General features: G+C 68.3%; 29 protein-coding genes. 27 read left to right on the top strand and 2 right to left on the bottom strand.

What is annotated here, in order from left to right; genetic code table 11:
• Positions 1-14 precede the first annotated feature (14 nt).
• The 27 genes from rplV to rplQ all read left to right on the top strand — a co-directional run bounded on the left by rplV (position 15) and on the right by rplQ (position 15,681).
• A complete protein-coding gene (gene rplV, locus EXE57_RS15585) occupies positions 15-449 on the top strand; it encodes a 50S ribosomal protein L22 (protein ID WP_135079052.1) in 435 nt (144 codons plus the stop codon).
• Positions 449-1,279: a 30S ribosomal protein S3 gene (gene rpsC, locus EXE57_RS15590; protein ID WP_135079054.1), complete on the top strand. Its 831-nt coding sequence runs from the start codon at positions 449-451 to the stop codon at positions 1,277-1,279. The genes rplV and rpsC overlap by 1 nt, the downstream gene beginning before the upstream one ends.
• Before the next feature lie 3 nt (positions 1,280-1,282).
• Positions 1,283-1,702 carry a 50S ribosomal protein L16 gene (rplP, locus tag EXE57_RS15595; RefSeq protein WP_135079057.1) on the top strand — a complete coding sequence of 140 codons (420 nt, stop codon included), beginning with the start codon at positions 1,283-1,285 and terminating at the stop codon, positions 1,700-1,702.
• A complete protein-coding gene (rpmC, locus tag EXE57_RS15600; protein ID WP_135079059.1) occupies positions 1,702-1,947 on the top strand; it encodes a 50S ribosomal protein L29 in 246 nt (81 codons plus the stop codon). The genes rplP and rpmC overlap by 1 nt, the downstream gene beginning before the upstream one ends.
• On the top strand, positions 1,944-2,213 hold the full coding sequence (gene rpsQ, locus EXE57_RS15605; protein WP_135079061.1) for a 30S ribosomal protein S17: 270 nt from the start codon (positions 1,944-1,946) through the stop codon (positions 2,211-2,213). Before rpmC ends, rpsQ begins: the two co-directional genes overlap by 4 nt.
• Before the next feature lie 93 nt (positions 2,214-2,306).
• A complete protein-coding gene (gene rplN, locus EXE57_RS15610) occupies positions 2,307-2,675 on the top strand; it encodes a 50S ribosomal protein L14 (protein WP_135079063.1) in 369 nt (122 codons plus the stop codon).
• Between the two features lie 2 nt (positions 2,676-2,677).
• Complete coding sequence (gene rplX / locus EXE57_RS15615; RefSeq protein ID WP_208542875.1) at positions 2,678-3,052, top strand: 50S ribosomal protein L24; 375 nt, start codon at positions 2,678-2,680, stop codon at positions 3,050-3,052.
• 1 nt (position 3,053) lies between these two features.
• Positions 3,054-3,623 (top strand): 50S ribosomal protein L5, encoded by a 570-nt coding sequence (gene rplE / locus EXE57_RS15620; protein ID WP_135079065.1) that lies wholly within the window; start codon positions 3,054-3,056, stop codon positions 3,621-3,623.
• Between the two features lie 13 nt (positions 3,624-3,636).
• The gene (locus tag EXE57_RS15625) at positions 3,637-3,822 is read left to right on the top strand and encodes a type Z 30S ribosomal protein S14 (RefSeq protein WP_011757321.1); all 186 of its coding nucleotides are present in this window, start codon (positions 3,637-3,639) and stop codon (positions 3,820-3,822) included.
• A 77-nt stretch (positions 3,823-3,899) separates the two neighbouring features.
• Positions 3,900-4,301: a 30S ribosomal protein S8 gene (gene rpsH, locus EXE57_RS15630; protein WP_135079067.1), complete on the top strand. Its 402-nt coding sequence runs from the start codon at positions 3,900-3,902 to the stop codon at positions 4,299-4,301.
• Between the two features lie 31 nt (positions 4,302-4,332).
• Positions 4,333-4,872, top strand: a complete 540-nt coding sequence (rplF, locus tag EXE57_RS15635; protein WP_135079069.1) for a 50S ribosomal protein L6 — start codon at positions 4,333-4,335, stop codon at positions 4,870-4,872.
• A gap of 2 nt (positions 4,873-4,874) precedes the next feature.
• A complete protein-coding gene (gene rplR, locus EXE57_RS15640; protein ID WP_135079071.1) occupies positions 4,875-5,258 on the top strand; it encodes a 50S ribosomal protein L18 in 384 nt (127 codons plus the stop codon).
• A 31-nt stretch (positions 5,259-5,289) separates the two neighbouring features.
• Positions 5,290-5,910 carry a 30S ribosomal protein S5 gene (gene rpsE, locus EXE57_RS15645; protein ID WP_135079073.1) on the top strand — a complete coding sequence of 207 codons (621 nt, stop codon included), beginning with the start codon at positions 5,290-5,292 and terminating at the stop codon, positions 5,908-5,910.
• The gene (gene rpmD / locus EXE57_RS15650) at positions 5,910-6,092 is read left to right on the top strand and encodes a 50S ribosomal protein L30 (RefSeq protein WP_135079075.1); all 183 of its coding nucleotides are present in this window, start codon (positions 5,910-5,912) and stop codon (positions 6,090-6,092) included. Before rpsE ends, rpmD begins: the two co-directional genes overlap by 1 nt.
• Before the next feature lies 1 nt (position 6,093).
• On the top strand, positions 6,094-6,534 hold the full coding sequence (gene rplO / locus EXE57_RS15655; protein ID WP_135079077.1) for a 50S ribosomal protein L15: 441 nt from the start codon (positions 6,094-6,096) through the stop codon (positions 6,532-6,534).
• 205 nt (positions 6,535-6,739) lie between these two features.
• Positions 6,740-8,035 carry a preprotein translocase subunit SecY gene (secY, locus tag EXE57_RS15660; RefSeq protein ID WP_135079079.1) on the top strand — a complete coding sequence of 432 codons (1,296 nt, stop codon included), beginning with the start codon at positions 6,740-6,742 and terminating at the stop codon, positions 8,033-8,035.
• A 1-nt stretch (position 8,036) separates the two neighbouring features.
• Positions 8,037-8,612, top strand: a complete 576-nt coding sequence (locus EXE57_RS15665) for an adenylate kinase (RefSeq protein WP_135079081.1) — start codon at positions 8,037-8,039, stop codon at positions 8,610-8,612.
• Positions 8,613-8,624: 12 nt separating this feature from the next.
• Entirely contained in the window at positions 8,625-9,461 is an 837-nt protein-coding gene (gene map, locus EXE57_RS15670; protein ID WP_425271716.1) for a type I methionyl aminopeptidase, read from the top strand.
• A gap of 56 nt (positions 9,462-9,517) precedes the next feature.
• Positions 9,518-10,543: a TerC family protein gene (locus EXE57_RS15675; RefSeq protein ID WP_135079085.1), complete on the top strand. Its 1,026-nt coding sequence runs from the start codon at positions 9,518-9,520 to the stop codon at positions 10,541-10,543.
• 44 nt (positions 10,544-10,587) lie between these two features.
• A complete protein-coding gene (locus EXE57_RS15680; RefSeq protein ID WP_208542876.1) occupies positions 10,588-11,634 on the top strand; it encodes an LLM class flavin-dependent oxidoreductase in 1,047 nt (348 codons plus the stop codon).
• A 240-nt stretch (positions 11,635-11,874) separates the two neighbouring features.
• Positions 11,875-12,096 (top strand): translation initiation factor IF-1, encoded by a 222-nt coding sequence (gene infA / locus EXE57_RS15685; protein ID WP_011757309.1) that lies wholly within the window; start codon positions 11,875-11,877, stop codon positions 12,094-12,096.
• Between the two features lie 34 nt (positions 12,097-12,130).
• Positions 12,131-12,244 (top strand): 50S ribosomal protein L36, encoded by a 114-nt coding sequence (gene rpmJ / locus EXE57_RS15690; protein WP_135079087.1) that lies wholly within the window; start codon positions 12,131-12,133, stop codon positions 12,242-12,244.
• 162 nt (positions 12,245-12,406) lie between these two features.
• Complete coding sequence (gene rpsM / locus EXE57_RS15695; RefSeq protein WP_135079089.1) at positions 12,407-12,784, top strand: 30S ribosomal protein S13; 378 nt, start codon at positions 12,407-12,409, stop codon at positions 12,782-12,784.
• Between the two features lie 78 nt (positions 12,785-12,862).
• A complete protein-coding gene (rpsK, locus tag EXE57_RS15700; RefSeq protein WP_135079091.1) occupies positions 12,863-13,258 on the top strand; it encodes a 30S ribosomal protein S11 in 396 nt (131 codons plus the stop codon).
• 32 nt (positions 13,259-13,290) lie between these two features.
• On the top strand, positions 13,291-13,899 hold the full coding sequence (rpsD, locus tag EXE57_RS15705; RefSeq protein ID WP_135079093.1) for a 30S ribosomal protein S4: 609 nt from the start codon (positions 13,291-13,293) through the stop codon (positions 13,897-13,899).
• A 70-nt stretch (positions 13,900-13,969) separates the two neighbouring features.
• Positions 13,970-14,989 (top strand): DNA-directed RNA polymerase subunit alpha, encoded by a 1,020-nt coding sequence (locus EXE57_RS15710; RefSeq protein WP_135079095.1) that lies wholly within the window; start codon positions 13,970-13,972, stop codon positions 14,987-14,989.
• A gap of 155 nt (positions 14,990-15,144) precedes the next feature.
• Positions 15,145-15,681 carry a 50S ribosomal protein L17 gene (gene rplQ, locus EXE57_RS15715; RefSeq protein WP_135079097.1) on the top strand — a complete coding sequence of 179 codons (537 nt, stop codon included), beginning with the start codon at positions 15,145-15,147 and terminating at the stop codon, positions 15,679-15,681.
• Between the two features lie 71 nt (positions 15,682-15,752).
• Here rplQ and EXE57_RS15720 read toward each other — a convergent pair whose 3' ends face one another.
• Together EXE57_RS15720 and EXE57_RS15725 are read right to left on the bottom strand one after the other, a co-directional pair.
• Positions 15,753-16,109, bottom strand: a complete 357-nt coding sequence (locus tag EXE57_RS15720) for a GntR family transcriptional regulator (RefSeq protein WP_135079099.1) — start codon at positions 16,107-16,109, stop codon at positions 15,753-15,755.
• A gap of 6 nt (positions 16,110-16,115) precedes the next feature.
• Positions 16,116-16,499 carry a DUF805 domain-containing protein gene (locus EXE57_RS15725; protein WP_135079101.1) on the bottom strand — a complete coding sequence of 128 codons (384 nt, stop codon included), beginning with the start codon at positions 16,497-16,499 and terminating at the stop codon, positions 16,116-16,118.
• Positions 16,500-16,577: the final 78 nt, after the last annotated feature.

A 16,577-nucleotide genomic window follows, 5' to 3' on the forward strand; every position in this document is an offset into this window, starting at 1 on the left:
GGAGATATCAGCCAATGAGCGTTACTGAGCGCCGGCGCACGAGCGCCCGCCGCGAGTCGCTGCTCGGCGACCAGCCGGGAGCCTTCGCGACCGCCCGCTTCGTGCGGATCACGCCGATGAAGGCCCGCCGTGTCGTCGACATGGTCCGCGGTCTTCCCGTCGACGAGGCCCTGGCCCTGCTGCAGTTCGCGCCGCAGGCCGCCTCGGAGACCGTCTACAAGGTGCTGGAGAGCGCCCTCGCGAACGCGGAGACCACCGAGAGCCTCGACCGGGGCGACCTGGTCGTCTCCGTCGCCCGGGTCGACGAGGGCCCCACCATGAAGCGGTGGCGCCCCCGTGCCCAGGGACGCGCGACCCGCATCCTCAAGCGCACCAGCCACATCACGCTCGCCGTCCAGCCGGCCGGCGTCGTGGGGACCAGCAAGGCACGGAAGGGCGGTTCCAAGTAATGGGCCAGAAGATCAACCCGAACGGCTTCCGCCTCGGCATCTCCACGGACCACAAGTCCCGCTGGTACGCCGACAAGCTCTACAAGTCCTACGTGGGCGAGGACGTGGCGATCCGCCGCCTCCTGTCCAAGGGCATGGAGCGGGCCGGTATCGCCAAGGTCGAGATCGAGCGCACCCGTGACCGGGTCCGCGTCGACATCCACACCGCCCGTCCGGGCATCGTCATCGGTCGCCGCGGCGCCGAGGCGGACCGGATCCGTGGCGAGCTGGAGAAGCTCACCGGCAAGCAGGTGCAGCTGAACATCCTCGAGGTGAAGAGCCCCGAGGTCGACGCGCAGCTGGTCGCCCAGGGCGTCGCCGAGCAGCTCGCCGGTCGCGTGCAGTTCCGTCGTGCGATGCGCAAGGCGATGCAGACCTCGATGCGCTCCGGTGCCAAGGGCATCCGGATCCAGTGCTCGGGCCGCCTCAACGGCGCCGAGATGTCGCGCACGGAGTTCTACCGCGAGGGCCGCGTGCCCCTGCACACCCTGCGTGCCGACATCGACTACGGCTTCTACGAGGCCAAGACGACCTTCGGCCGGATCGGCGTGAAGGTCTGGATCTACAAGGGCGAGGTCGCCGGCACCCGTGCCGAGCGCCAGGCCCAGGCTGCTGCCCGCGCCGGTGTCCCCGGTCGCGGTGGCCGCCCCTCGCGTGGTGGCGACCGTCCGAGCCGCGGCTCGCGCGGTGACCGTCCGACGCGTGCCGACCGTGGCGCCGAGGCCCCTGCCGCCGACGCGGCTCCGGCTGCGGCGCCCGCCGCTGACAGCACTGCCGGAACGGAGGCCTGAGCCATGTTGATGCCCCGTCGTGTCAAGCACCGCAAGCAGCACCACCCCAAGCGGCGTGGTGCGGCCAAGGGTGGCACCACCCTGGCGTTCGGTGACTTCGGGATCCAGGCGATCGAGGGTCACTACGTGACCAACCGGCAGATCGAGTCGGCGCGAATCGCGATGACCCGTCACATCAAGCGTGGCGGCAAGGTGTGGATCAACATCTACCCCGACCGGCCCCTGACCAAGAAGCCTGCCGAGACCCGCATGGGTTCCGGCAAGGGCTCGCCCGAGTGGTGGGTGGCCAACGTGAAGCCCGGTCGTGTCATGTTCGAACTCTCCGGTGTGGACGAGGGAACCGCTCGCGAGGCCATGCGCCGCGCGATGCACAAGCTCCCGATGAAGTGCCGGTTCATTTCCCGCGAGGCAGGTGAATTCTGATGGCCAGCACCGTGAAGGCTCACGAGCTCGACGAGCTGACCGACATCGACCTCGAGGCGAAGCTCCGCGAGGCCAAGGAGGAGCTGTTCAACCTCCGATTCCAGGCGGCCACCGGCCAGCTGGAGAGCCACGGACGGCTCCGTACGGTCAAGAAGGACATCGCCCGGATCTACACCGTGGTGCGCGAGCGAGAGCTCGGCATCCGTTCCACCCCCGGGGCTGAGAAGGAAGAGGCTTCCGCATGAGCGAGCAGCAGGCGACGCGCAACTCGCGCAAGACCCGTGAGGGCCTGGTCGTGTCCGACAAGATGGACAAGACCGTGGTCGTGGCCGTCGAGGACCGTGTCAAGCACGCCCTCTACGGCAAGGTCATGCGCAAGACGTCCAAGCTGAAGGCGCACGACGAGCAGAACGACTGTGGCATCGGTGACCGGGTCCTGATCATGGAGACCCGCCCGCTGTCCGCCACCAAGCGCTGGCGCATCGTCGAGATCCTCGAGCGCGCCAAGTAACTGAAGACTCTGACGCCGGGCGCCGCCCGGTTCCGACGATTCGTTCCCCCAGGCTCACCGCGGTGAGAACCGGGGCGACAAGGAGAGACAGAAATGATTCAGCAGGAGTCGCGACTCAAGGTCGCCGACAACACGGGTGCCAAGGAGATCCTCTGCATCCGCGTGCTCGGTGGCTCGGGTCGTCGCTACGCCGGCATCGGTGACGTCATCGTCGCCACCGTCAAGGACGCGATCCCCGGTGGCAACGTGAAGAAGGGTGACGTCGTCAAGGCGGTCATCGTGCGCACCGTCAAGGAGCGCCGCCGCTCCGACGGTTCCTACATCCGCTTCGACGAGAACGCCGCCGTCATCCTCAAGGCCGACGGCGAGCCCCGCGGAACCCGCATCTTCGGCCCCGTGGGCCGCGAGCTGCGCGAGAAGAAGTTCATGCGGATCGTCTCGCTGGCGCCGGAGGTGCTCTGACCATGGCCAAGCAGGGAAAGAAGTCTGTGAACATCAAGAAGGGCGACCAGGTCCGGGTCATCTCCGGCCGGGACAAGGGCGCCGAGGGCAAGGTCATCCGGGTGCTCCGCGAGGAGCAGCGCGTGATCGTCGAGGGTGTCAACCGGATCAAGAAGCACACCAAGGTCATCGACCAGGGTGGCCGCTCCGGCACCACCGGCGGCATCATCACCGCCGAGGCCCCCATCCACGTGTCGAACGTGATGCTGGTCGAGGGTGACGGCGTCACCCGGATCGGCTTCAAGCGGGTCGAGGTCGAGAAGCGTCGTCCCGACGGCTCGACGTACACCTCGACGCGCAGCGTCCGCATCTCCCGTGCGACCGGGAAGGAGATCTGAGATGACCGAGATCACGACCGAGAAGGTCACGCCCCGTCTCAAGACCCGCTACCGCGAGGAGATCATCCCCGCGCTCCAGGGCGAGTTCGAGATCAAGAACGTCATGCAGGTCCCCGGTCTGGTGAAGATCGTGGTCAACATGGGCGTCGGCGAGGCTGCCCGCGACTCGAAGCTGATCGAGGGTGCCGTCAAGGACCTCACCGCGATCACCGGCCAGAAGCCGATGGTGACCAAGGCCCGCAAGTCCATCGCCCAGTTCAAGCTGCGCGAGGGCATGCCGATCGGCGCCCACGTGACGCTGCGCGGCGACCGGATGTGGGAGTTCATGGACCGCCTGCTGTCGCTGGCGCTGCCGCGGATCCGTGACTTCCGGGGCCTCTCGCCCAAGCAGTTCGACGGCCGGGGCAACTACACCTTCGGCCTGACCGAGCAGGTCATGTTCCACGAGATCGACCAGGACAAGGTCGACCGCTCGCGGGGCATGGACATCACGGTCGTGACCACCGCGACCAACGACGACGAGGGGCGTGCGCTGCTCAAGCAGCTCGGCTTCCCCTTTGCCGAGCGCTGAGAAGGAGCGAGACATGGCGAAGACTGCACTCAAGGTCAAGGCGGCCCGCAAGCCCAAGTTCGCGGTGCGTGGCTACACGCGCTGCCAGCGCTGCGGCCGGCCCAAGGCCGTCTACCGCAAGTTCGGCCTGTGCCGCATCTGCCTGCGGGAGATGGCTCACCGGGGCGAGCTCCCCGGCGTGACCAAGTCCTCCTGGTAAACCCCACCGAATCAACCGCTGAAGGTCGGTCTCCCCGCGGGGGACCGAAACCACAGAGAGAAAGGGCCGGACCGGCCATGACGATGACTGACCCGATCGCAGACATGCTCACCCGTCTGCGCAACGCCAACCAGGCGTTCCACGACGACGTGTCGATGCCCTACAGCAAGCTGAAGGAGGGTGTCGCCGAGATCCTCCGCCAGGAGGGCTACATCACCTCCTTCGAGGTGCAGGACACCGAGGGCCCCGGCAAGCTGCTGGTGATCACCCTCAAGTACGGCCGCAACCGGGAGCGCTCCATCGCGGGCGTCCGCCGGATCAGCAAGCCCGGCCTGCGGGTCTACGCCAAGAGCACGGGCCTCCCGAAGGTGCTCGGCGGCCTCGGCGTCGCGATCATCTCGACCAGCCAGGGCCTGCTGACCGACCGCCAGGCCAACCAGAAGGGCGTGGGTGGGGAAGTCCTCGCCTACGTCTGGTGACCCCCGACTACTCGCGAAGGAGAGAAGAAGCATGTCGCGCATTGGCAAGCTCCCGATCGCGGTGCCGTCGGGTGTCGACGTCGCCATCGATGACCGTCTGGTGACGGTCAAGGGACCCAAGGGCACCCTCAGCCACGCTGTCGCCTCCCCCATCACGGTGGAGAACAACGACGGTGTGCTCGAGGTCAAGCGTCCCGACGACGAGCGTGAGAGCCGTTCGCTCCACGGTCTGACCCGCACCCTGATCAACAACATGGTGGTGGGGGTGACCGACGGCTACGAGAAGAAGCTCGAGATCGTCGGCGTCGGCTACCGCGTGCTGTCCAAGGGCCCGACCCAGCTGGAGTTCCAGCTCGGGTACTCCCACTCGATCACGTTCAACGCCCCCGAGGGCATCACCTTCACGGTGGAGGGCCCGACCAAGCTCGGCGTCCAGGGCATCGACAAGCAGCTGGTCGGCGAGACCGCGGCCAACATCCGCAAGCTGCGCAAGCCCGAGCCGTACAAGGGCAAGGGCGTTCGCTACGCGGGTGAGCACATCCGCCGCAAGGTCGGAAAGGCTGGTAAGTGACCATGGGCATCAAGCTCTCCCACAACAAGCACACCGCGTCCCGCACCCGGTCACGCCTGCGTCGTCAGGTCCGTGGCCGCAAGAAGGTCGCCGGCACCGCCGAGCGTCCGCGCCTGGTCGTCACGCGCTCCTCACGGCACATCACCGTGCAGGTCGTCGACGACCTCGTCGGCAAGACGCTGGCCTCCGCCTCCACCATGGAGACGGACCTGCGCTCGCTCGACGGCGACAAGACGGCCAAGGCGAAGAAGGTCGGCGAGCTCGTGGCCGCCCGCGCCAAGGAGCACGGTGTCGACTCGGTCGTCTTCGACCGGGCCGGCAACAAGTACCACGGCCGTGTCGCGGCCCTGGCCGACGGCGCCCGCGAGGGCGGGCTGACCTTCTGATGGCAGACATGACATTCAAGGGAGTTATCTGATGAGCGGATCCCAGCAGCGCGGACAGCGCGCCGGTGGCGGCCGCGGTGGCCGCGACGGTGGTCGCGGTGGCCAGCAGGAGAAGAGCCAGTACCTCGAGCGCGTCGTCGCGATCAACCGCGTCGCCAAGGTCGTGAAGGGTGGTCGTCGCTTCAGCTTCACCGCCCTCGTGATCGTCGGTGACGGCGATGGTCTCGTCGGCGTCGGCTACGGCAAGGCCAAGGAAGTTCCGGCCGCCATCGCCAAGGGTGTCGAGGAGGCCAAGAAGAACTTCTTCAAGGTCCCCCGCATCCAGGGCACCATCCCGCACCCCGTGCAGGGTGAGAAGGCCGCCGGCGTCGTCCTGCTGCGTCCGGCCGCCCCGGGTACCGGTGTGATCGCCGGTGGCCCGGTGCGCGCCGTGCTGGAGTGCGCCGGCATCCACGACGTCCTGAGCAAGTCGCTCGGGTCGTCCAACCAGATCAACATCGTCCACGCGACCGTCGAGGCGCTGAAGATGCTCGAGCAGCCGGAGTCGGTTGCCGCGCGTCGCGGCCTGCGGGTCGAGGACGTGGCCCCGGCTGCCCTGCTGAAGGCACGCGCCGAGGTGCCCGAGGGCGTCTCCCAGGAGGTGTCGGCCTGATGGCACAGCTGAAGGTCCAGCAGAAGAAGTCCACGATCGGCTGCAAGGCCAACCAGCGCGAGACCCTGCGTACGCTCGGGCTCAAGCGCATCGGTGACGTGGTCGTCAAGGAGGACCGCCCGGAGATCCGGGGCATGGTCCAGACCGTCCGTCACCTGGTGACGGTCGAGGAGGTCGACTGACATGCCGCTCAAGCTGCACCACCTGCGTCCCGCCCCGGGCGCCAAGACCGCCAAGACCCGTGTGGGTCGCGGTGAGGGCTCCAAGGGCAAGACCGCCGGTCGAGGCACCAAGGGCACCAAGGCCCGCAACCAGGTTCCGGCCTCCTTCGAGGGTGGCCAGATGCCGATCCACATGCGGCTGCCGAAGCTCAAGGGCTTCAAGAACCCCTTCAAGGTGGAGTTCCAGGTCGTCAACCTCGACCGGATCAGCGAGCTCTTCCCCGAGGGTGGCGCCGTGACCGTCGACGAGCTGGTGGCCCGCGGGGCCGTCCGCAAGGGCCAGCCCGTCAAGGTGCTCGGCCAGGGCGACCTCACCGTCAAGGTCGACGTCACCGCCCAGGCCTTCTCCGGGTCCGCCAAGGAGAAGATCGAGGCGGCGGGCGGAAGCACGACCACCGCCTGATCGTTCACCTGATGAACCTGCGCAGGGGCGCGGACGGTCCTGTCGACCAGCTCGACACGGGGACCGGTCCGCGCCCCGACGCACACCCGGAGCGGTTCAGGGCGCCTGTTAGGCTGCCCCGGGCCTCTCGTCGTCGCGGGTCGCACCTGGTGACACTGTGCACACTGGGGCGGGAGCCGCACCCTGCTTGGAGGAAGAGGAAGCCGTGCTGAGCGCGTTCGCCAACGCATTCCGGACCCCGGACCTGCGGCGCAAACTGCTGTTCGTCCTGCTGATCATCACGATCTTCAGGCTCGGGTCGCAGGTCCCTGCCCCCGGCGTCAACGTCGCCAACGTGCAGAGCTGCCTGGCCCAGGTCGAGGACCAGGGCCTCTACAGCCTGATCAACCTCTTCTCGGGTGGAGCACTGCTCCAGCTGACGATCTTCGCGCTCGGGATCATGCCCTACATCACGGCGAGCATCATCCTGCAGCTGCTGGTCGTGGTGATCCCGCGCCTCGAGGCCCTCAAGAAGGAGGGCCAGGCGGGGCAGACCAAGATCACCCAGTACACCCGCTACCTCACGCTGGGCCTCGCGCTGCTGCAGGCCACCGGCATCGTCGCGCTGGCCCGCTCGGGCAACCTGCTCCAGGGCTGCACCCTGGACCTGCTGCACAGCGACGGCACCGCCACCTTCCTGGTCATGGTCATCACCATGACGGCCGGCACCGCCGTGATCATGTGGCTGGGCGAGCTCATCACCGAGCACGGCATCGGCAACGGCATGTCGCTGCTGATCTTCACCCAGGTCGTCGCGACCTTCCCGGGCTCGCTGTGGGCCGTCGGCCAGACCCAGGGCTGGTGGGTCTTCGGCATCGTGCTGCTCATCGGCTTCGTGATCATCGGCGCGGTCATCTTCATCGAGCAGGCACAGCGGCGGATCCCCGTCCAGTACGCCCGCCGGATGGTGGGCCGCAAGATGTTCGGCGGCTCCTCGACCTACATCCCGCTCAAGGTCAACCAGGCCGGCATCATCCCGGTCATCTTCGCCTCGTCGCTGATGTACCTCCCCGCGCTCGCGGTCCAGTTCAACCAGACCAGCGACTCCGCGTGGATCCAGTTCGTCAACGAGTACTTCGTGCAGGGCGACAGCCCGCTCTACATGGCGACCTTCTTCGCCCTCATCATCTTCTTCACCTACTTCTACGTGTCGATCACCTTCAACCCCGAAGAGGTCGCCGACAACATGAAGAAGTACGGCGGCTTCATCCCCGGGATCCGGGCGGGCAAGCCGACCGAGGACTACCTGTCCTACGTCCTGTCCCGCATCACGCTGCCTGGCGCGCTCTACCTCGGCATCATCTCGCTGATCCCGCTGATCGCGCTCGTGCTGATCAACGCCGACGCCAACTTCCCGTTCGGCGGCACGTCCATCCTGATCATGGTCGGTGTCGCGCTCGACACGGTGAAGCAGATCGAGAGCCAGCTCCAGCAGCGCAACTACGAAGGATTCCTCCGCTGAGATGCGACTGATCATGATGGGCCCCCCCGGGGCGGGCAAGGGCACCCAGGCGAAGTACGTCGCGGACCACTTCGGGATCCCGGCGATCTCGACCGGCGACATCTTCCGCGCCAACGTCTCGCAGGGCACCGAGCTCGGTGTCGAGGCCCAGCGCTACATGGACGCCGGCGAGTACGTCCCCGACGAGATCACCAACAAGATGGTCCGCAACCGGATCGACGAGCCGGACGCGGAGCCGGGCTTCCTGCTCGACGGCTACCCGCGGACGCTCGCGCAGGTCGAGGAGCTCGACGGCATGATCCGGTTCACCGGTCACAGCCTCGACGCGGTCGTCGTGCTGACGGTCGACCCGGAGGAGCTCGTCCAGCGGCTGATGCAGCGGGCCGAGACCGAGGGCCGTGCCGACGACACCGAGGACGTCGTACGCCGCCGCCAGGAGGTCTACGCCGAGCAGACCGAACCGCTGATCGAGGTCTACCGCGAGCGCGGCATCCTGGTCGAGCTCGACGGCGTGGGCGAGGTCGACGAGGTGACCAAGCGGATCTTCGCCGCCCTGGACGACATCCCCCAGAGCTGACCCGGGCTGATGGTGTTCGGAGACCGCGGGGTCGAGATCAAGACCCCGGAGCAGATCGACGTCATGCGCAGGGCCGGCCTCGTGGTCGGGCAGACGCTGGAGCTGCTCCGCAGCTCGGTCCGCGCGGGTATCTCCACCGGCGAGCTCGACGCGATCGCGGAGGACAACATCCGCTCCTCGGGGGCGACGCCCTCCTTCAAGGGCTACAGCCACCCGCCGTTCCCGGCGTCGATCTGTGCGTCGGTCAACGACGAGGTGGTCCACGGCATCCCGGGGGAGCGGGTGCTCGCCGAGGGCGACATCATCTCCATCGACTGCGGCGCCATCGTCGACGGCTGGCACGGTGACGCGGCGATCACGGTCGCGGTCGGCGCGGTCGCGGCCGACGTCGCCGAGCTGATGCGGGTCACCGAGGAGTCGCTGTGGGCCGGCATCGGCGCGGCCCGGCTGGGCGGGCGGGTCACCGACATCTCCCACGCGGTGGAGGCCCACGTCCGGTCACAGCCCCACCCGACGGGCGGCTCCTACGGCATCCTCGAGGAGTACGTCGGCCACGGCATCGGATCGGCGATGCACCAGCCCCCGAACGTCCCCAACTTCGGCCGGGCGGGTCGCGGCCCCAAGCTGGTCCGCGGCCTGGCGCTGGCGGTCGAGCCGATGGTCACGTTGGGCAGCAAGGAGACCACGCTGCTCCCCGACGACTGGACGGTCGGTACTGTCGACGCAAGCTGGGCCGCTCACTACGAGCACACGTTCACGCTCACCCCCCGGGGAGCGTGGGTGCTCACCGCCCTCGACGGCGGCGAGCAGCGACTGCACGAGATGGGTGTCCCCTTCGGGGGACGCTGAGACCGGGGTCGGCGGACGGAGCCGGCTCCCACACCTGAGACTTCGGAGGGAACGACGTGGACGTAGCACCGTGGATCTGGTGGGTCACAGGTGCGGTGACGGTGGTGGTCTTCGCGTTCGACCTTCTCATCGTCGGTCGCCGACCGCACGAGCCGAGCATGAAGGAGTGCACCGCCTACCTCTCGATCTACGTCGGGATGGCGCTGCTGTTCGGCGTGGGGGTCTACCTCACCTCCGGCGGGCAGTACGCCGGTGAGTTCTACGCCGGCTGGCTCGTCGAGTACTCGTTGTCGATCGACAACCTGTTCATCTTCATCATCATCATGAGCAAGTTCGCCGTACCGCGGGAGCTGCAGCAGTTCGCGCTGATGATCGGCATCGTGATGGCGCTGATCATGCGCGCCATCTTCATCGCCGTCGGCGCCGCGGCCATCAACCAGTTCAGCTGGGTCTTCTACCTCTTCGGCCTGTTCCTCATCTACACCGCCTGGAAGCTGGCCAAGGAGGGCGGCGAGGACGAGGACGAGTACGAGGAGAACAAGCTCGTCCTGTTCGTGGAGAAGCGCTTCCCCGCCACCAAGGAGTGGCACGGCAAGAAGCTCTTCGCCCACGAGAACGGTGCCCGCGTGATCACGCCGCTGTTCATCGTGATCCTCACGCTCGGGACGACCGACCTCCTGTTCGCGCTGGACTCGATCCCCGCGATCTTCGGCATCACCAAGGAGCCGTACCTCGTCCTGACCGCCAACATCTTCGCCCTCATGGGTCTGCGGCAGCTCTACTTCCTCATCGGTGGTCTGCTGCAGCGCCTGATCTACCTCTCGTACGGCCTGGCGTTCCTGCTCGCCTTCATCGGCGTCAAGCTGATCTTCCACGCCCTCCACGAGAACGAGGTCCCGTTCATCAACGGCGGCGAGCACTTCGACTACGACTGGCTGGAGATCCCGATCTGGCTCTCGCTCGCGGTCATCATCGGCACCCTCGCCGTCACGGCGGTCTGGTCGCTGCTGGCCTCGCGCCGGATGGAGCAGCAGGAGCAGGACGCGGCCACCGGTCCCCGGCGGGACTGGGAGGACGGCTGAGCGCCGTTCCGGAATAGCCTCGGCCAGGGCCGGGTTGGAATGGGGTGACCTCCTCCAGCCCGGCCCTGTCCGTCCTCGACCTGGTCCCGGTCCGCAGCGACCAGTCCTCGGGCGACGCGCTCGCCGCGACCGTCCGGCTGGCGCGGACCGCCGACGAGCTCGGGTTCCGCCGCTACTGGCTGGCCGAGCACCACAACATGCCGGCGGTGGCGGCCACCAACCCGCCGGTGCTGATCGCGATGGTCGCCGGCGCGACCCGGCAGATCAGGGTGGGATCCGGCGGCGTGATGCTCCCCAACCACGCTCCGCTGGTCGTCGCCGAGCAGTTCGCGCTGCTCGAGGCGGCCCACCCCGGGCGGATCGACCTCGGCATCGGCCGCGCCCCGGGCACCGACCCGGTGACCGGGTGGGCCCTGCGCCACGGCGCCGGCGGCGTGGCCGACGACGCCGTGAACCGGTTCCCGGAGTACGTCGACAACGTGCTGGCGATGATGGACGCCGGGGGAGCGGCACTGTCGGTCGCCGGGCGCACCCACGCGCTGCGGGCCACGCCACGCGCCGAGGGCGTCGCCGACGTCTGGCTGCTCGGCTCCTCCGACTACTCCGCCCGACTCGCCGCCGAGAAGGGGCTCCCGTACGTCTTCGCGCACCACTTCTCCGGGTCGGGCACCGCCGAGGCGCTCGAGCTCTACCGGACGCACTTCCGGCCCTCCCCGGAGCTCGCCGCGCCGCGGACGTTCCTGACCCTCAACGTCGTGGTCGCTCCCACCCAGGAGGAGGCCGACCGGCTGGCCCTCCCGCAGCTGCTGTCCATGCTCGCGCTGCGGACCGGGCAGCCCCTCTCGGAGCAGCGGCTGGTCGAGGAGGCCGAGCTGGTCGAGCTCCCCGAGCCGCACCGCGACCTGCTCGATGCGATGCGCTCGCGCTGGGTGATCGGCGATCCCGAGACCGCACGCAAGGCGGTGGCCGGGCTGGCCGCCGAGCACGGGGTCGACGAGGTGATGGTGCACCCGGTCGCAGGCGCCCTGGCGGGCACCGACCGGCGTACGTCCCCGGCCCGCGAGCAGACGCTGCGGCTGCTCGCCGGCTGAGCCCGGCTGAATTGGGGTTCGCGCAGGTTTCGCCCTACACTGGCGTGTCGGCCCAACGTGGGTCGCGTCTCGTGGTGCCTTGCGGCTGCCCGGACCACTCGCCGAATCCTGATCGCAGGACTCGCGCGTGCGCCCGGGGTTGAGGACCACGGGACCGCTGCACGAGGTCCACCGGCGTCATCCGACGCCGGAGGTTCGCGGGTCGACGGTAGACAGGCCAACCAACAGATTGTGGAGGACATGCCGAAGAAGGAAGGCGTCATCGAGATCGAGGGCACCGTCGTGGAGGCCCTCCCCAACGCCATGTTCCGCGTCGAGCTGAGCAACGGGCACAAGGTTCTCGCCCACATCAGCGGCAAGATGCGCCAGCACTACATCCGGATCCTCCCCGAGGACCGGGTCGTGGTGGAGCTCTCGCCGTACGACCTCACGCGGGGTCGGATCGTCTACCGCTACAAGTAAGCAAAGCCGCTACGAGGAGAAAGGGCAGACTGACATGAAGGTCGCCCCCAGCGTCAAGAAGATCTGTGACAAGTGCCAGGTGATCCGTCGCCACGGTCGCGTCATGGTGATCTGCTCCAACCCGCGCCACAAGCAGCGCCAGGGCTGAAGCAGCACCCACAACTGAACACATCCACCACGTGATCGCTAGGTGGCCGGGCCCCAGGCCCTGTCGCTGAAACCACCTCCGGAGCGGATGGCCGGAGCCCGGGCAGGAAACCCCGGGACGCGTCACGACCACACCACCGTGAACCGAAAGGGAACGCCACCCATGGCACGCCTCGTCGGAGTCGACCTGCCGCGCGACAAGCGCATCGAGGTCGCTCTCACCTACATCTACGGCATCGGCCGTACCCGCGCCCAGAAGCTCCTGGAAGCGACCGGGGTCTCCCCGGACCTGCGGGTCCACCAGCTCGGGGACGAAGAGCTGGTCAAGCTCCGTGACGCCATCGACGGCGCCGACATCAAGATCGAGGGTGACCTGCGCCGCGAGGTGCAGGCGGACATCCGCCGCAAGATCGAGATCGGCAGCTACCAGGGTCGCCGCCACCGTCAGGGCCTCCCGGTCCGCGGTCAGCGCACCAAGACCAACGCGCGCACCCGCAAGGGTCCCAAGCGCACCGTCGCCGGCAAGAAGAAGGCCAAGTGACCCTCGGCTCCTCGCGAGCCTGACGGGTCACCCCTTCCCCCGACACCACAGCTTCCCGCTACTTTCAGGAGATAACGAATGCCTCCCAAGAGCCGCACCACCAAGGTGCGTCGCAAGGAGAAGAAGAACGTCGCTCAGGGCGAAGCCCACATCAAGAGCACGTTCAACAACACGATCGTGACGATCACCGACCCCACGGGTGCGGTCATCGCCTGGGCGTCCGCCGGCACCGTCGGCTTCAAGGGCTCCCGCAAGTCCACCCCGTTCGCCGCGCAGATGGCAGCCGAGGCTGCTGGTCGTCGGGCACAGGAGCACGGGATGAAGAAGATCGACGTCTTCGTGAAGGGCCCGGGCTCGGGCCGCGAGACGGCGATCCGTTCGCTGGGTGCGATCGGCCTCGAGGTCGGCACCATCCAGGACGTCACCCCCACTCCCCACAACGGATGCCGCCCGCCCAAGCGCCGGCGCGTCTGACCGACACCAGAGACCCAAGGAGCACCTGAACCATGGCCCGTTACACCGGCCCCATGACCAAGAAGTCGCGCCGCCTCGGTGTCGACCTGGTCGGCGGCGACGCCGCCTTCGAGAAGCGTCCCTACGCGCCCGGCCAGCACGGCCGCGGCCGCATCAAGGAGAGCGAGTACCTCCTCCAGCTGCGGGAGAAGCAGAAGGCCCGCTTCACCTACGGCGTGCTCGAGAAGCAGTTCCTCCGCTACTACAAGGAGGCCAGCCGCCGCTCCGGCAAGACCGGTGACAACCTGCTGCAGCTGCTCGAGTGCCGCCTCGACAACGTCGTCTACCGCGCCGGCTTCGCCCGGACCCGTCGTGCCGCCCGCCAGCTGGTCGTCCACGGCCACTTCCTGGTCAACGGCCACAAGGTCGACATCCCGTCGTTCCAGGTCTCGGCGCACGACATCATCGACGTGCGCGAGAAGTCCCTGGAGATGACCCCGTTCATCGTGGCTCGCGAGACCCACGGCGAGCGCGTCGTCCCCGCCTGGCTCGAGGCCATCCCGACGCGGATGCGCATCCTGGTCCACCAGCTCCCCGTGCGGGCGCAGATCGACCTCCCGGTCCAGGAGCAGCTCATCGTCGAGTACTACTCCAAGAAGTAATCACCTTCCGCCACACCCCGCAGATCTGGGCGACGTCAAATAGCGGTCGCGCCCGGAAAGGAAAGAACCAGTGCTCATCGCACAGCGCCCCACCCTGTCGGAAGAGTCCGTCGACGAGTTCCGTTCGCGGTTCGTCATCGAGCCCCTCGAGCCCGGCTTCGGCTACACGCTCGGCAACTCGCTGCGCCGTACCCTGCTGTCCTCCATCCCCGGTGCCTCGGTCACGAGCATCAAGGTCGACAGCGTCCTCCACGAGTTCTCGACCATCGAGGGTGTCAAGGAGGACGTCACCGAGGTGATCCTCAACCTGAAGGGCCTCGTCGTCTCCTCCGAGCACGACGAGCCCGTCACCATGTACCTCCGCAAGTCGGGTGCCGGTGACGTCACCGCCGCCGACATCAACCCGCCCGCGGGTGTGGAGGTCCACAACCCCGACCTCAAGATCGCCACGCTGTCCGACAAGGGCAAGCTGGAGATGGAGCTGGTCGTCGAGCGTGGCCGCGGCTACGTCTCGGCCGTCCAGAACAAGGGTGCCGACAACGAGATCGGCCGGATGCCGGTCGACTCGATCTACAGCCCCGTCCTCAAGGTCACCTACAAGGTCGAGGCCACCCGAGTCGAGCAGCGCACCGACTTCGACAAGCTCGTCATCGACGTCGAGACCAAGCCGTCGATCCGGCCCCGCGACGCCATCGCGTCGGCCGGCAAGACCTTGGTCGAGCTCTTCGGCCTGGCCCGGGAGCTCAACGTCGAGGCCGAGGGCATCGACATCGGCCCGTCGCCCGTCGACGAGCAGCTCGCCGCCGACCTGGCCCTGCCGGTCGAGGACCTCAACCTCACGGTGCGGTCCTACAACTGCCTCAAGCGTGAGGGCATCCACACCGTGGGTGAGCTCATCTCGCGCTCGGAGCAGGACCTGCTCGACATCCGCAACTTCGGTGCCAAGTCCATCGACGAGGTGAAGGCCAAGCTCCACGAGATGGGCCTCTCCCTCAAGGACAGCGCGCCCGGCTTCGACCCGCACGCCGCCCTCGCCGCCTTCAGCGCGGATGACGACGACGACGCGTTCGTCGAGGACGAGCAGTACTGATGGAGCGGGGCTCCGCCCCGCGCTAGCCCGACCGGGGCTTCGCCCCGGACCCCGTCAATGGTCGCGACCGACACCGTGGTCGCGGCCGACGGGTACCTCGCAGGAGCCATCTACCCGAGTACCTGGTACGGCTCGGGAGAAATGAGAGAACAACGATGCCCACCCCCAAGAAGGGTCCCCGCCTCGGCGGTAGCCCGGCCCACCAGCGGCTGATCCTGTCGAACCTGGCCACCCAGCTGTTCGAGCACGGCCGGATCACCACCACCGAGTCGCGGGCGCGCACGCTGCGTCCGCTCGCGGAGAAGCTGATCACCAAGGCGAAGAAGGGCGACCTGCACAACCGTCGCGAGGTCCTCAAGACCGTCCGCGACAAGTCGGTCGTGCACGCCCTCTTCACCGAGATCGCGCCGACCTTCGCCGAGCGTCCCGGTGGCTACACCCGGATCACCAAGATCGGCCCCCGCAAGGGCGACAACGCCCCGATGGCGGTCATCGAGCTGGTGACCGAGGCCTACACGCCGAAGCCGGCGTCAGGCACCAAGGCCACCCCGGCCGCTGCCACCCCCGCCACGGAGGAGCCGGCTGCCGAGGAGACCGAGGTCGAGGAGACCACTGCCGAGGAGGCTCCCGCCGAGGAGACCGCCGAGGCGGAGGCCCCGGCCGAGGAGTCCGAGGAGTCCAAGGACGCCTGAGTCCTCCTCACGACGTACGACGGCCCGTCACCCCGCGTGGGTGGCGGGCCGTCGGCGTCTCGTGGGTCGGCTCAGAGCGGCCAGACCTGCTCGACCAGCCGCGTCGCCTCGCTGCGGCCCAGGCCGAGGCGTCGTGCGACGGCGACGTAGGCGTCGGCCGCGGCCCGTGCGTCGGCGGTCGTCGCTGCCGACGTGGACGCGACGAACGTGCCGCGCCGCCCCTCGGTCACCACGACGCCGTCGGCCTCGAGCTCACGGTAGGCGCGGGCCACGGTGTTGACCGCCAGCCCGAGCTCGGCCGCCAGGGCCCGCACGGTGGGGAGCCGGGTGCCGGCCGGCAGCTGGCCCGAGGCCGCCCGGCGGGCGACCTGCGAGCGCAGCTGCTCGAACGGCGGCTCCGCCGCGTCCGGGTCCGGACGGTCGAGCACGGGTGGTCAGGCCGCCGGCGCCGGGAGGGCCTTGGGGTTGGGGCCGTAGTCGTTGTCGGCGTGGCTGTCCTGGACGTAGAAGACGAGCAGGATGATCCAGCCGATGATCGGGATCAGTCCGATCAGGATCCACCAGCCGGTGCGCGAGGTGTCGTGGAGGCGGCGGATCGCGACGGCGATGTTGGGCAGCAGCAGGGCCAGCGAGACCAGGGACGCGATCAGCCCGGAGCCGCTGTCGTAGCCGGTGCCGAGGACGGCGTCGAGGATGGCGGCGACGATGCCGACCAGGATGTTGAACAGCACGAACCACCAGTACTCCGACCGGCGGGCGCGTCCCGAGAAGACGACGTACTTCGAGAGGCAGGTGCGGACTGAATCGGCAAAGCTCATCTGAGGACTCCCGTGGCAGGGCACGCCCCGTCGCGTGCCGCTCGTCGGGCACGCTAGCGCAGCGGAAGCCCGCATGGC

The organism is Nocardioides euryhalodurans (assembly GCF_004564375.1).
Lineage (GTDB): Bacteria > Actinomycetota > Actinomycetes > Propionibacteriales > Nocardioidaceae > Nocardioides > Nocardioides euryhalodurans.